Source organism: Yersinia antarctica (assembly GCF_056636475.1).
The window spans coordinates 3,816,920-3,831,246 of the sequence record NZ_JBSJQF010000001.1; the positions used below are offsets into that span (position 1 = coordinate 3,816,920).

Here is a 14,327-nt window from a genome sequence, read left to right on the forward strand (position 1 = left end):
GAAAGCCTGGTTTGGCCATCAGCAGTTCTCACGCCTTATTATGGCGGGCAATCGGTAATAAATAACGTTCCGTTTCATGTAATATCTTGTCGAGATGTGGATTATCCATCAGGCGGAACACCCTTTGCACATAGCTATCCTCACCTTCACCTGCAACTCGCTGATCACCCTGCCAAACTTGTAAAAGTTTCATGCGGGCTTTAGTTTGTGTTTCTTCATCCCACAAAATCTGACCTGACTCGCGTTCAAAGCACTGGCTCAGCCATGCCCAACCATTTTTGCTCAGCAATAACAGTGGTTCACACATTCCTTGCTGATACCCACTGATTAACTGTTGTAAATAGTGATGAGCCTCATCACGGCCCAAAGAATCATAGCGCCATGCAGTTCCTTTGCGACCATACATCCGGCTTTGCCCATCACCTCCACCAGCACAATAGACCAGATGTTCAATCCATAATAAAAGCCCGTCTATCGCCGTTAATGCCGCGGGACGCCAACGAATTAATCCATCTTCCTGAACCTGATGAATCCAACCTGTAAGGGTGATGTCACCCAATTCGATATTTAGCTCAATGCTATGATGCTCAAGGCGCTCGCTACGAATCTGTTCAGCTAATGGCACCATTTCCTCTTGCTGGCTTTCCCAATAAAGCTCACCGAACGATCCATAAGGCAGGCTACCGGCCGCTCGAGCTCGGGTAAACACGCTATTGATGTCTCCCTCATCTATCAATGCATTCAGTAACTGAGTATTAAACTGATAGCGGTTGAGGTTATCTAAAGTAAATGGCTCTTCATCAGGTAATTCTGTTTCTTCAATAACAAAATTCACTCCTAGCCGGAGTTGGAAGAATGCCCTCACAGGGTGGCGATAGAAGCGGATTAACTCATCCAATGTAATTTCAGATAAAGGTTCAGGCGATAATGGCTGATTAAACTCTGGATGCGGTCGCCCTTTGGACTCAGCAGAGGGTAGCCATTCAGCAGCGTAACTCTGTAACTCGCTATGCTGAATAAAATTTTCTGCCGCAAACGGCATCCGCGCATGCCAGCAGAGTAAGTGCTGAATCACCCGCTGAGCGCTCTCATCAGCATTGAGCATTTCGTCACCCGGTAAATGATAACTTTGTGAGATATATTCAATCAGTTCACTGACCAACACTGATGGATAACGCTTACTGTTATCCTGGATAGAGCGCCCGATATAGCTGATATAGAGCTGTTGCTGAGCCGAAAGTAGCGCTTCGAGGAACAGATAGCGGTCATCGTCACGGCGGCTACGGTCACCACGGCGAACCTGCTTTGCCATCAAATCAAATCCCAGCGGCGGCAGCGTTCGTGGGTAAACGCCATCGTTCATCCCCAATAAGCAAACAACTTTAAATGGGATCGAGCGCATAGGCATTAGAGTACAGAAGTTGATTGGCCCGGCAAGGAAACGCTGGCTGATGCGCTCATTATCCAAGCGCGAAGCCAGTTCATCCCGTAACAGATTAAGTGGCACCACATCGGGATATTGGGCAGCAATACCATAGCTGATAACCTTCTGCCACTGTTGTTCAATCAGCACCAACACCGCTTCAGTGTCATTATCGGGTTCAAAGAAGGTATCCAATAATTGGCGGCACAGGGGTAACCATTCGCTGAGTGCTCGGGGTTCACTTAATTGCTGCCGCCATTGGCTTAGTTGCATCAACATATCTGCCAATTGCCCAGCGAGTTCAGCAGCTAAGCCACTCGACTCATCATATGGCAGAACACCCTGCCAATCTCCGGCGGTGCTATCCATGGCATAACCCAGCAACATGCGGGTGATACCAAAGTGCCAGGTATGCTGACCCGTCGCGGGTAAGGAGAGTTCCCGTACATTGTCATCATCCAGCCCCCAACGAATACCCGATTCCCCCACCCATTGCCGTAAGCGGCGCAAGCCATCTTCAGTAATACCAAACTTACTGGCTAAAGCAGGTACCTCCAACAGCGCCAACACTTGTTCAGAGGTGAAACGGCTTTGGGGGAGATCAAGTAAGGTAATAAAAGCCTGTAGCGCCGGATGGGCCTGACTGGCTTTACGGTCAGAAATCGCAAACGGCAGATAGCGCTCCCCTGTCGCATTACCAAATGTGGCCTGAATATAAGGGGTATAGCTGTCAATATCGGCAACCATCACAATGACATCGCGTGGAGTAAGTTCAGGATTAGTTGAGAATAAATTCAATAGGTTATCTTGCAAAACCTCAACTTCTCGCTGAGGACTATGGCAAACATGCAGGCTAAGAGATCGATCACTGAGATCTAATCGACGCTTTTGGTCGCTACGCGCTAAGGATTCCGCCGTGATGCCAATAATTGCGTGGTCTTCCAGCTCCAACATATCGTGCTGAATACCATGTAGTAGATTGTCAGGGTCAATATCAACAAAAGCGTGGACCTCTTGAATATCATCAACCTGAGATAATAAATACATATGATCCCGCCCGAGCCGCCCCCACGAGGCTAATAATGGGTTACTGAGTTCTTGTTCACCATTCGCATTAAAGAGCTGTTCAGCCTGCTCTGGCTGGCGGAACAGATTGACTTCAATTGATTCGCGATAATGTCTACGTTTGCGGCTTTGCAATTTAGCCAAAAAAGCATAATCCTGAATATCGCCCCAAAAATAGCGGCAAGGATTCGTAAACATCAGATGAATATCAATATGTTTACCCAGCGCTTGTAGAGCTTGTAAATAGATAGGAGGTAATGCCGATATGCCGCAAATAAATACCCGCTTGGGTAACCCAACGGGGCAGACATTCGCTTCAAGCAGGGTGCGGATAAACCGCTGGTAGAGATTGGCACGGTGCCATTCGGGCTGTTCCAATTGGCGGGTATAATTGGTCAGTTCCACCCACAACTTGGCTTGCCACAGTTGAGCATCGTCCAGATTGTCAATGAGTTGGCCCCGTTCCCAACTGGCAAGCCATTCAGGACGATACACTAAATATTGGTCGAAAAGGTCAGCAACCCGTGCTGCAAGTTGATGGATTTTGCGCTTATCATTATCGTCACTTAAATAGCGTTTCATGGGAGAAAATACCGGGCTTTCCAGTAAATCTGGCAGCAACCACATAAGTTTCCATGTCATGGCGTCTTTGCTAAATGCGCTTTCTTTTGGGATTCCGGGCAAAACACGGGTAAACATATCCCAGATAAAGGTTGCGGGCAGCGGAAACTCAATATTAGCTGCAATACTAAATTGTTGTGCCAGTTGCATTTGTAACCATTGTGCCATTCCTGGGCTTTGAACTAGCACCACTTCTTGCTGGAAAGGGTTATCCAACGGCTCTCGTTCTATCAGCGCAGTCGTTAGCGCTTTGAGTAAATCTAATTGATTAGAATGATAAACCGTGAACATGATTACTCCCTTAAGGCACTATGGAAAATAGCCATAAGTGATTAAACCAGTTTATTATCACTTGTGGGTAAATCCTGAGGCTTAATACTCTAACTTGATAATGAATGAGCGCAATAGGTTATCTCTATTATAAGACCGATATAGTCGCTCATCTGTATACCTCGGCGGTTCATCAATCAGGGTCCCCTTGTTTGCCGCCTCAGCAACGTCGTATCTATGGGGGATAACTATGCCGTTAGCCACTTCCATTCGTAGAGCAAAACCAACGGGTTAACTCTGCTGACAGGTTTTTCCGTACCGCAAGAGTGAAATTAAGCTCGGCGCATTCCCCTTCAATTCGGCTAATGGACTGACGATATAACCAGTTAGGTTTCATTCCCGATATGAATCCCCTATCAGGTCTAGCCTCCCCTGCACTGTCAATATGTTGATGAAGCAGAAACCAAGCCTGACGCTGTTGCCACACAGAAGAGAAACTCTGTAAAAGAGTCTGATGGTATTGCAACAACCCCAGTAACGAGACAGAGAAAAACAGTGCCGCAATTAAGGCTTCAGGCAGGCTAAACCCTCGTTGGTTGCGAGGATCGCATTGGTCACTCCGTTTCATCAACAAGCACCTATTGCAGCATTTTAGTAATCGCAAAACTGTGCATCCTTATCAGGACAGAAATCCAACCAGCCATGAGCTGCCTTAACCAGTTGATAGTGACCCACAGACCCTTTGCCAATATTCAGCATGACCCGTTGATATAGCATCAAGGGTGGCTGTGAACCGAGGAGGTAACTCTCCCCTCTGAGAATAAAAAAACCGCTTAGTGATGCTGGTTTAACACAGGCCTTTAAGCCATATTGCTGCTGCTGAATGCAATACCATGTTGAACCTGTCCGCCATGGCAAACTGAACGACCAATCCTGACGTATCCCCCAGTTCAGTGATGATGTTGCCTGATTAAAAGCACGTAAATAGTGCTGTTCTTCAGATGTAATCTGTTGAATATTATCCAATTGACGGTGTAGTGCTGACAGCAGAAATAAACCAAGAGCGAAAAGTGTAGCGACGGCTGCCAATGTACTGGTCCCCCGTTGATGATTCAGCTTCATAGATTGTTCCCGCGTATCGTATAAGTAAGCTGATGATGGATTACCTGATTACCTGTTTTTTGCCCCGCTAATTGCACCCGATAAACCTGATTTGATGTTTGCTGAGGTAACCGACTAATAGAAAAATGGGTTATCGTTATCTCTTGTGGATCAAGCAGCTTTTCCCACCCACTGCCAGCGCAATTCAGTTCACCACGTTGGCCCTCTAATGCTTTATTACGCAGGCGGTAGCCAAAGTATTCGGACTCCTGATGTTTCTCCCCTTCCCATCGACCATTTCGATTGAGATCGTAAGCAACTATCAGACACGAATTTGTCGCTTCTGCGGGATAATGATGGGTTGTAACCGCTTTTCCCTGACACTCGCCATGGCAAAATCCTGCACGCCGCAGATCTTTTTCTAGCACAACCATAACCTGACTCAGTGCCAACTCCAGATAATAGCGCTGCTGCAAAATTGATATTTGTTTGCGTAGCTTAGGGAAAACCTCTGCGGCACCAAGCATAATCAAACTACCAATGCTCAATGCCAACATCATTTCCGGTAGCGTAAAACCTGTTATACGTTTCCGCCCAGAACAGGCCGATGCTGGCATACTTTTGACCATTATTAGCATATATGAATACCTGACATTGGCTGGCCCTCACTACACAGTCTTAAGCGCCCTCGACTGGAAATAACTAACCGGATAGACCCTGCCGGGTTACTGAGCATGATATTTCCTGCCTGTGCCGTATTCCTCACACCAAAGAAGCCCATCTCTTTTTGCAATGAAGTCGCAATAGCGACATCTGGGTAAGGTGGAATAAACACGCCGTCGGTAAGTGCCGAACAGCGAGCCGTAGGTTTATCACCACTTCCCAGGCACCCCTGGCCATTCTGCTGTATCCACAGCAATTCTGTGTCATTGCGACGATTAGCCTGTGCTTGTAAGTGTGTTAAGAAGGCGAGTAACTGACGAGCACTGTCTGCGAGCCGTTCCCGCTGCCGGTAATGATGCCAACTTTGCGCCCCCCAAAGTGCTGTTATACCCACTAATACAATCACCAGCAGCAATTCAATCAGGCTGATACCTTTTTGTTTTTTAAGAGAATTCCTACGAGCCAGGTAAGTTTTCGTTAATCTTATATTGGTGTCCATGGCGTAAGTTTACGTGGCTGAAATTTGAGGTCGAGTGACGAATTATCAGGGCTGGAAACGGTGCGCAAAATTTTATCTACGACGACATAAATGCAGAAAAGAGTGCGGCGCAGCTCGCATTTTTATTGCAGGAAGGATGCTGGTAGCAAAGAAAAGGGTTTGACGAAAATATACCCAATAGCTTTCCAGATGCAGGGAGGCAACAAGCAGAGGCCAGAGCTAGATATGGGAATGGACCGAGTAAACAGGAGCAGCCCCCTGAAACTTGAAAGGTGACGGGTATAAAACCGGAGCCATTGCGGCTCCGGTCTAAAGATTAGATAGCAATCGGCGCTTTAATTCCTGGGTGAGGATCGTACCCCTCAATTTCAAAATCCTCAAAACGGTAATCAAACAAAGAGTCAGGTTTCCGTTTGATAATCAGTTTCGGCAATGCACGTGGCTCACGGCTTAATTGCAGATTTGTCTGCTCAATATGGTTGCTGTACAAGTGTGTATCCCCCCCTGTCCAGACAAAATCACCCACTTCCAAATCGCATTGCTGCGCCATCATATGTACCAGTAAAGCATAGCTGGCAATGTTAAATGGCAAGCCGAGGAATACATCACAAGAACGCTGATACAGTTGACAAGAAAGCTTGCCATCTGCCACGTAGAACTGGAAGAAAGCATGGCACGGCGCCAGTGCCATTTGCTCCAGTTCACCCACATTCCATGCTGAGACGATGATACGGCGTGAATCGGGATCCTGCTTAAGCTGTTTTACCACGTTGCTGAGTTGGTCAATCTTACGACCATCTGCAGCCCCCCAAGCCCGCCATTGCTTGCCGTAAACCGGGCCAAGGTCGCCGTTTTCGTCAGCCCATTCATCCCAGATTGAGACATTATTTTCCTTCAAATAGCCAATATTAGTATCACCATTGAGGAACCATAACAGCTCATGGATGATGGAGCGCAAATGGCAGCGCTTAGTGGTTACCAGTGGGAAACCGTCTTGTAAATTGAAACGCATCTGATGCCCGAAAATCGACACAGTACCGGTACCGGTACGGTCAGCTTTTGGAGTGCCTTCTTCCAGCACTTTTTTCATCAAATCCAGATACTGTTTCATGTTACCTCACGAAAGTTGTTGCGCAGGACGGCGATACGCCCAAATCATCATAATGATACCGGCCAGAATCATAGGTACAGAGAGTATCTGCCCCATGCTGATCACGCCATCGAACAAGCCGAGTTGAGCATCTGGCTGGCGGAAACACTCCACAATAATACGGAACGCACCATAACCAATCAGGAATAGGCCAGAAACACTGCCCATAGGACGCGGCTTACGGATAAATAGGTTCAGGATGATAAATAACACCACCCCTTCAAGAATCATTTCATACAGTTGCGAAGGATGACGCGGCAGTACACCGTATTGATTGAATATCGCCTGCCATTTCGCCGGGTCAGCAGCAACGATGGCGATATCTTCGCCACGAGAGGTTGGGAATAACATCGCCCACGGGGTATCGGTAGTCACACGGCCCCACAACTCGCCGTTGATAAAATTACCGAGCCGGCCCGCGCCTAAACCAAATGGAATAAGGGGAGCAATAAAGTCAGCGACCTGGAAGAAATTGCGTTTAGTGCGGCGGGCAAACCACAACATCACGCAGATGACACCAATCAAACCGCCATGGAATGACATACCGCCATCCCATACCTTAAACAGGTACAGTGGATTATCGAGGAACATCGGCAGGTTATAAAACAGCACATAACCGACACGGCCACCGACAAATACCCCGAGGAACCCCGCATACAGCAGGTTTTCGACTTCTTCTTTGGTCCAGCCACTACCCGGTTTATTTGCCCGACGAACCGCCAACCACATGGCGAAGACAAAACCCACCAGATACATTAAACCGTACCAATGAAGGGAAACCGGGCCAATGGAAAAAATGACCGGATCAAATTTAGGAAACGCCAGATAGCTATTGCTCATCTATCACCACGAAATGTCTCATATTTTGAGAAAATTAATGTACTTGCCCGGTTAGGGCTACAGGTTGCGCATAATAGCATAGGCTTAGGCCGGTCTGGGCTGCACCAAACAGAAAAGTTCTGTAAACAGCGCAACCCCAGAAAGTGAATGTCACTCGCAAACAAACCAAAAAGCCTTGGAATAGTCGCCAGTGACTGGCACTAACAACGCTATAGCGCCAAGAGCCAACGGGATACGCTTACTTCCCGCCGCGGATCAAGCCGCCTAAGCCCCTGCGTTCCATAAACGCGGCTGTTAAATGACGCACATCAGTGGTCATTTGGGCGCTCAATACTCGTTCGGCCAATGCTGCCGCATCTGCTAAATCGATATTGCGCAGCAGGTATTTAATTCGTGCCACACTGCGACCGTTCATACTGAGATTGCGATAACCCAGCCCGACCAGCAACAATGCGCCCATCGGGTCACCCGCCATTTCACCACAAAGGCTCACCTGCAAACCCGCTTGTGTCGCCTGCGTCAAAATATGGCTAAGCACCTGTAGCATCGCCGGATGCAGGCTGTCATACAGCGACGCAACGCGAGTATTATTGCGATCTACTGCCAGCAAATATTGGGTCAGATCATTGGTGCCAACTGAGATAAAATCTACTCGCGACTTGAGGTAGGGCAGCATAAAGATCATCGCGGGTACTTCTATCATTACCCCCAATTTAGGCTGTGGCAATTTATAGCCCAAGACTTCTTGAACCTCACGCCCAGCACGATCGATCAGGCGTTTAGCTTCATCGACTTCTTCCAGGCTGGTAATCATTGGCAATAGAATACCCAAATTACCGGTTCCGGCATTGGCACGCAGCATCGCTCGAACCTGGATCAAGAAGATCTCTGGCTGATCGAGCGTTACACGGATCCCGCGCCAACCCAGGCATGGGTTTTCTTCGCTGATGGGCATGTAGGGCAACTGTTTATCGGCACCGATATCCAAGGTACGTAACGTGACGGGTTTGTTGGGATAAAGCTGTAACATGCCTTGATATTGCGCAACTTGTTCCTCTTCCGATGGGAAGCCGCTTTGCAACATAAAAGGGATTTCAGTGCGGTATAGACCAACACCATCAACCCGCCCACCCAGCAATTGCTCATGTTCCGGGCTAAGACCCGCATTCAGCATCACCTGAATCCGCTCACCACTTTTCAGGGCCGCAGGTTGTTCGACATCGTCTTCAGCCAGCTTGCTGAGCTCAATCTCTTCAGTAACCAGCCGCTGATACTCTTTGACCAGTACCGGTTCGGGATCAACCAGCACCTCACCACGGTAGCCATCAACAATCAATAGCCGCTGGTTCAGCAAAGCAGGCTGGATATCAGCGCCCATCACCGTTGGGATGCCCATGGCGCGCACTAAAATCGCGGCATGCGAGTTAGCGGCACCATCACGCACCACCACCCCCGCCAGACGATCTTGTGGCACCTCGGCTAATAGAGTGGCGGTTAACTCATCGGCAACCAGGATAAAACGCTCAGGCCATTGGCTGGCCCCAGAGGTGCTATCATCGAGGTGGAACAACAAGCGCTGACCTAATGCCCGCAGGTCACTGGCTCGCTCACGCATATAGGTGTCTTGCAGGCTGGCAAATTGGGCGGCAAATTGTTCAACCACTTGTTTAACGGCCCATTCAGCCACCGAACCGGCGTCAATTTGCGCGAAAAGCTCACGCTTCAGGCGAGCATCATTTAACAGGTGCGAATAGAGATCGAAAATTGCCGCGCTCTCTTTTTGTGAGCTGGCAGCAAAACGCTTACTGAAGCGACGGAATTCTGCCGCAGCCTCTTCCAATGCCTGAGTCAGGCGTTCACGCTCCTGAACAGTATCGAGCGTTGAGGCCTCATAAACCAAATCAAGGGACGGTTGTGAAGTATCCTGCCAACCTTCCGCCACTGCCACGCCAGGAGCCGCCGCCAGCGCGCGGATTCGTGTTTGACGATATTGGCCAAAAATCGCATTCAGTTGCGATTGGGAGAGGATCCCCGCCAGTTGTGTGGCCAGCGTAACCATGAACGACTCTTCGCTCTCATCAAACTGGCGATGCTCGCGCTGCTGTACCACCAATACACCCAGCAACTGTCGACGATAAATAATAGGTACCCCGAGAAACGCCCGGAAGCGATCCTCTTTAACTTGTGGTACATATTTAAAACTGGGATGACTCTGAGCATCGGCCAGGTTAATGGGTTCGGCCAAACGCCCCACCAGCCCGACGATACCTTCGTCAAAAGCCAGCGTAATGGTGCGACCACGGGGCTTTTTCAAACCCCGTGTCGCCATCAGGTAGTAACAACGGCGGTCATTATCTGCCAGATATATCGAGCAGACTTCCGTGTCCATCGCCAGACAGGTTTCATTGACCAACAGCTCTAACGCATCCGTCAGGCTGGTTGCCATCGCCACTTTCTCAACTATTTCTCGCAAACGCATGAGCATGATCGGCTTAACTTAACCTCTTTTACGGCGATAAGCGGGCGGTACCCGTGGTGGAATAACCTCCTGCACAGGCATTACGGTTGCAGCAAATTCTTTCATCACACGACGATAAACATCACGTTTAAAAGAGACCACCTGACGCACCGGATACCAATAACTGACCCAGCGCCAGCCATCAAACTCCGGGGTACTGCTACGTTGCATGTTGATATCGGCTTCATTACACATTAACTGTAGTAGAAACCATCGTTGTTTTTGGCCGATGCACACCGGCTTTGTATCCCAACGCACCAAACGCTTTGGTAATTTGTAACGTAACCAGTTACGGGTTGAAGCCAGAATTCGGACATCCTTTTTGTTAAGTCCTACCTCTTCAAAAAGTTCGCGATACATTGCCTGCTCTGGTGTTTCACCGGGGTTTATTCCCCCTTGTGGGAACTGCCAAGAGTGCTGACCGTAACGCCTGGCCCACAACACTTCTCCCTGCCGATTACAAATTACGATACCCACGTTCGGGCGGTAGCCATCATCATCGATCACCGGACTACCTCGATAAGCTTAAAACTCAAAGATGCTCTGATTGTTTCACACTAGCAACAGGCGGTAAACCACTGCTTATCAGCCAGCTAAACCTGATAACTCGGGGATAACTCACAGATATAAGCAAAGTTATGAACACCCTCAGGGCTACGCACGACATTTTATTCACTTTTTCTGTGGATATAGGTGTGTAGAACTCTAGGGAAAAGTAGGTACAACTCATTTTAACGCAATTATACGACAAAAATATCTAAAAAAATAAATGATTAATTTCAACAAAATAACAGGTTTCCCACAGGTTTTCACGGCAGTAATATGTGATCTATCTCCGTTTTGGATCTGTAGCTGGCTAAAGATCCATCAATGTAGTTTTTATCCACAGATAATGCGTCAAAGTTATGCAAAAAAGAGTAAAACTCGCAAAAAAAGACGTCGTCAAGGCTGTAAATTGAACCAGTGATCGGGATTTATTGGGGTTATCCCATAAATCTGTGGATAAATAGGTGTAAGATCCTGTTCATTATCGCTGTCAGTAGGTGCACAAGATAATTAGAATAAAAGTATTTCATCCATGAGAGGAAAGAAAACTTCCGTTAAATCATGCTATTATTCATTCCATCCACAATGCATAACAATACATCTAGCGTCACTTTTAATTCAGCTTGTTTTTTAACCGACTTTAGCAGGTTTATCCCCATGTCTGTTTATTCACTGCCACCGGCACCACCCACTGATGAACATCAACTTTTTCAACGTGCTCAAGCTTTGTCAGGTTTTACCCTTGGCGAATTGGCAGCGCGTGCTCAATGGGTTATTCCGGCGGACTTAAAGCGGGTAAAAGGTTGGGTTGGTATGTTGCTGGAGTTTTATTTGGGGGCCAGTGCTGGCAGTAAACCTGAACAGGACTTTGCCGACATCGGCATTGAGCTGAAAACCATACCTATCAGCGCTCAGGGCAAACCATTGGAGACCACCTTTGTTTGTGTCGCCCCCCTGACCGGCAACAGTGGCATCACTTGGGAAAGCAGTCATGTGCGGCATAAACTGGCCCGAGTATTGTGGGTACCCGTAGAAGGAGAGCGGCAGATCCCGCTCGCGGAACGTAGAGTCGGCGCGCCTTTATTATGGAGCCCGAATGCGCAAGAAGAAGAACTACTGCGGCGTGACTGGGAAGAGTTAATGGACCTTATCGTTCTTGGCAAAGTAGAAACCATCACCGCTCGCCACGGTGAGGTACTCCAATTGCGCCCGAAGGCCGCCAATAGCCGTGCGTTAACTGAAGCCATCGGTGAAAAAGGGCAACCGATCATGACACTACCCCGTGGTTTTTATCTGAAAAAGACCTTTACTGGCCCGATGCTGGCCCGTCATTTCTTGTTGTAACCAGTGCGCTAGACTCCCTACTACAACACCAATTACTTTGACTCTGTTCCGATTAATAAATAAAAGCGTATAATTGTATTTTTGTGTTTCCGTAAGGTGTATAGGCGCAATGTTTGAATGGGTTGCCGATCCAAATGCCTGGTTGGCGCTAGGCACGCTGACTATCCTGGAGATTGTTCTTGGGATAGACAATATTATTTTCCTCTCTTTGGTGGTCGCAAAATTACCTAAAGCGCAACAAAACAGAGCCCGCCGTATTGGCTTGGCTGGGGCCATGTTAATGCGTCTCGCATTACTTGCTTCTATTGCCTGGGTTATCCGCCTGACCGAACCTCTGTTTACAGTGGCAGGCCACGGTGTCTCTATGCGGGACTTGATCCTGTTGTTAGGGGGGCTGTTCCTTATCTGGAAAGCCAGCAAGGAAATTCATGAAACCATTGAGGGGAGCGATACTGAACACACCAGTAATGTCAGCTCTTTCTTTGCGGCTATCGTGCAAATTATGCTGTTGGATATCATCTTTAGTCTGGATTCAGTGATAACAGCAGTTGGGCTGTCAGATCATCTGTTTATTATGATGGCTGCCGTGGTTATTTCTGTCGGCGTGATGATGTTTGCTGCCAGACCAATTGGTGAGTTTGTTAATCGCCATCCATCAGTCAAAATGCTGGCGCTCTCTTTCCTGATATTGGTCGGCTTCACGCTGATGTTGGAAAGTTTCCAGATCCACATTCCAAAAGGCTACATTTACTTCGCTATGTTCTTCTCAATGGGGGTTGAAACCCTGAATTTGATGCGCGGAAAAAAGAGTAAGCCAACTGATAAAAAAACATCTACTCAATAGATTTAAAGGTGCGAGAAGGCTGCTTGCAATAGAGAGGCCCAAGGATGGGCCGAGCAATACACTTGCAAGATAGCGGGTTCAACACCTTCCAGGAGCAGTTCACGGCCCCGTTTCCCACTTTTTTCTGTACTTTTCCCTTACACGCTTCCCCCAACTGCGGTGCTTCGATATAGTCGAATAAGGCAAGTTTTACTTATACCCAAAAAATTGGTGTTTCAGTAAGGCCAAACGAACACATCCTGAAGCAGTTATTCAAATAGAAAATTCGGGTGCGTGGGCGTAGCTAACGACGCTGCAATACCAACTACCAAAGGTATGGCCTGATAATTTCAGACATTAAGGAAGGTCGGCAATGCAATATCATCGTATCCCCCACAGTTCATTAGAAGTCAGCCTGCTGGGTCTGGGCACCATGACATTTGGTGAACAAAATAGTGAAGCCGATGCCCATGCGCAACTGGATTACGCCGTTGCGGCCGGTATTAACTTGATCGATACCGCAGAAATGTACCCAGTGCCCCCAAGGCCAGAAACCCAAGGGTTAACTGAGCAATACATTGGTAACTGGATAAAAGCACGCGGTGAGCGTGACAAAATCATTTTAGCCAGTAAAGTCTCCGGGCCATCACGCGGCAGCGATCAACCGATTCGCCCCAATATGGCACTGGACCGGAAAAATATCCGCATCGCGTTGGAAGATAGCCTTAGACGCCTCAATACTGATTATCTCGATATTTATCAGTTACATTGGCCACAACGTGAAACCAACTGTTTTGGTAAATTGAATTATCGCTACAGCGAACATACTGCAGTGGTCACCTTGCTTGAAACACTGGAAGCCCTGAACGAGCAGGTGCGGGCAGGGAAAATCCGTTATATCGGTGTATCAAATGAGACCCCATGGGGGGTGATGCGCTATCTGCAACTGGCAGAAAAACATGATTTACCGCGTATTGTCTCAATACAGAACCCCTACAGCCTGCTTAACCGCAGCTTTGAAGTTGGTTTGGCCGAGATAAGCCAACATGAAGGCATTGAGCTATTGGCTTATTCCAGCCTGGCCTTCGGCACCCTGAGCGGCAAATACCTTAATGGCGCAAAACCTACCGGCGCACGGAATACATTGTTCAGCCGTTTTACACGTTATACCGGGCCACAATCCGAGTTAGCGGTAGCGGAATATGTGGCACTGGCAAAACGTCATGGGCTGGACCCCGCACAGATGGCGCTGGCTTTCGTTCGCCAGCAACCGTTTGTGGCCAGTACACTGTTAGGTGCAACCACTCTGGAACAACTGAAAAGTAATATTGATAGCCAGAATGTCGTTCTGGAGCAGGAGGTGCTTAATGCATTGGAAGAAATCCACACCCGCTTTACCTTCCCTGCACCTTAAATTCAGTTGAGTTCAAATAGCAAAAAGGCCGCTAATGCGGCCTTAGACTA

Annotated in this window: 12 protein-coding genes; 3 read left to right on the forward strand and 9 right to left on the reverse strand. The window is 48.1% G+C overall.

Annotated elements, in window-relative coordinates; all coding sequences use genetic code 11:
* Positions 1–28: 28 nt before the first annotated feature.
* The 9 genes from recC to rppH all read right to left on the reverse strand — a co-directional run bounded on the left by recC (position 29) and on the right by rppH (position 10,657).
* Positions 29–3,400 carry an exodeoxyribonuclease V subunit gamma gene (gene recC / locus ACWJJO_RS17725; RefSeq protein ID WP_481091307.1) on the reverse strand — a complete coding sequence of 1,124 codons (3,372 nt, stop codon included), beginning with the start codon at positions 3,398–3,400 and terminating at the stop codon, positions 29–31.
* A gap of 235 nt (positions 3,401–3,635) precedes the next feature.
* Entirely contained in the window at positions 3,636–4,007 is a 372-nt protein-coding gene (locus ACWJJO_RS17730) for a prepilin-type N-terminal cleavage/methylation domain-containing protein (RefSeq protein WP_481091308.1), read from the reverse strand.
* 23 nt (positions 4,008–4,030) lie between these two features.
* The gene (locus ACWJJO_RS17735; RefSeq protein ID WP_083162874.1) at positions 4,031–4,501 is read right to left on the reverse strand and encodes a YgdB family protein; all 471 of its coding nucleotides are present in this window, start codon (positions 4,499–4,501) and stop codon (positions 4,031–4,033) included.
* Entirely contained in the window at positions 4,498–5,118 is a 621-nt protein-coding gene (locus ACWJJO_RS17740) for a prepilin peptidase-dependent protein (protein WP_481091309.1), read from the reverse strand. Before ACWJJO_RS17740 ends, ACWJJO_RS17735 begins: the two co-directional genes overlap by 4 nt.
* Positions 5,112–5,642: a prepilin peptidase-dependent protein gene (locus ACWJJO_RS17745; protein ID WP_481091310.1), complete on the reverse strand. Its 531-nt coding sequence runs from the start codon at positions 5,640–5,642 to the stop codon at positions 5,112–5,114. Before ACWJJO_RS17745 ends, ACWJJO_RS17740 begins: the two co-directional genes overlap by 7 nt.
* Before the next feature lie 316 nt (positions 5,643–5,958).
* Positions 5,959–6,753, reverse strand: a complete 795-nt coding sequence (gene thyA / locus ACWJJO_RS17750; RefSeq protein WP_083162868.1) for a thymidylate synthase — start codon at positions 6,751–6,753, stop codon at positions 5,959–5,961.
* Positions 6,754–6,759: 6 nt separating this feature from the next.
* Positions 6,760–7,632: a prolipoprotein diacylglyceryl transferase gene (lgt, locus tag ACWJJO_RS17755; protein ID WP_083162866.1), complete on the reverse strand. Its 873-nt coding sequence runs from the start codon at positions 7,630–7,632 to the stop codon at positions 6,760–6,762.
* Positions 7,633–7,870: 238 nt separating this feature from the next.
* The gene (gene ptsP / locus ACWJJO_RS17760; RefSeq protein ID WP_083162864.1) at positions 7,871–10,117 is read right to left on the reverse strand and encodes a phosphoenolpyruvate--protein phosphotransferase; all 2,247 of its coding nucleotides are present in this window, start codon (positions 10,115–10,117) and stop codon (positions 7,871–7,873) included.
* 12 nt (positions 10,118–10,129) lie between these two features.
* Complete coding sequence (gene rppH, locus ACWJJO_RS17765; RefSeq protein ID WP_083162862.1) at positions 10,130–10,657, reverse strand: RNA pyrophosphohydrolase; 528 nt, start codon at positions 10,655–10,657, stop codon at positions 10,130–10,132.
* A gap of 696 nt (positions 10,658–11,353) precedes the next feature.
* Between rppH and mutH the strand changes: the two genes are divergently transcribed.
* From mutH to ACWJJO_RS17780, 3 genes are all read left to right on the forward strand, one after another.
* Positions 11,354–12,040 carry a DNA mismatch repair endonuclease MutH gene (gene mutH, locus ACWJJO_RS17770; RefSeq protein ID WP_050073625.1) on the forward strand — a complete coding sequence of 229 codons (687 nt, stop codon included), beginning with the start codon at positions 11,354–11,356 and terminating at the stop codon, positions 12,038–12,040.
* Between the two features lie 109 nt (positions 12,041–12,149).
* Positions 12,150–12,884: a TerC family protein gene (locus tag ACWJJO_RS17775; RefSeq protein ID WP_083162858.1), complete on the forward strand. Its 735-nt coding sequence runs from the start codon at positions 12,150–12,152 to the stop codon at positions 12,882–12,884.
* Positions 12,885–13,236: 352 nt separating this feature from the next.
* A complete protein-coding gene (locus tag ACWJJO_RS17780; protein ID WP_372559792.1) occupies positions 13,237–14,277 on the forward strand; it encodes an NADP(H)-dependent aldo-keto reductase in 1,041 nt (346 codons plus the stop codon).
* Positions 14,278–14,327: the final 50 nt, after the last annotated feature.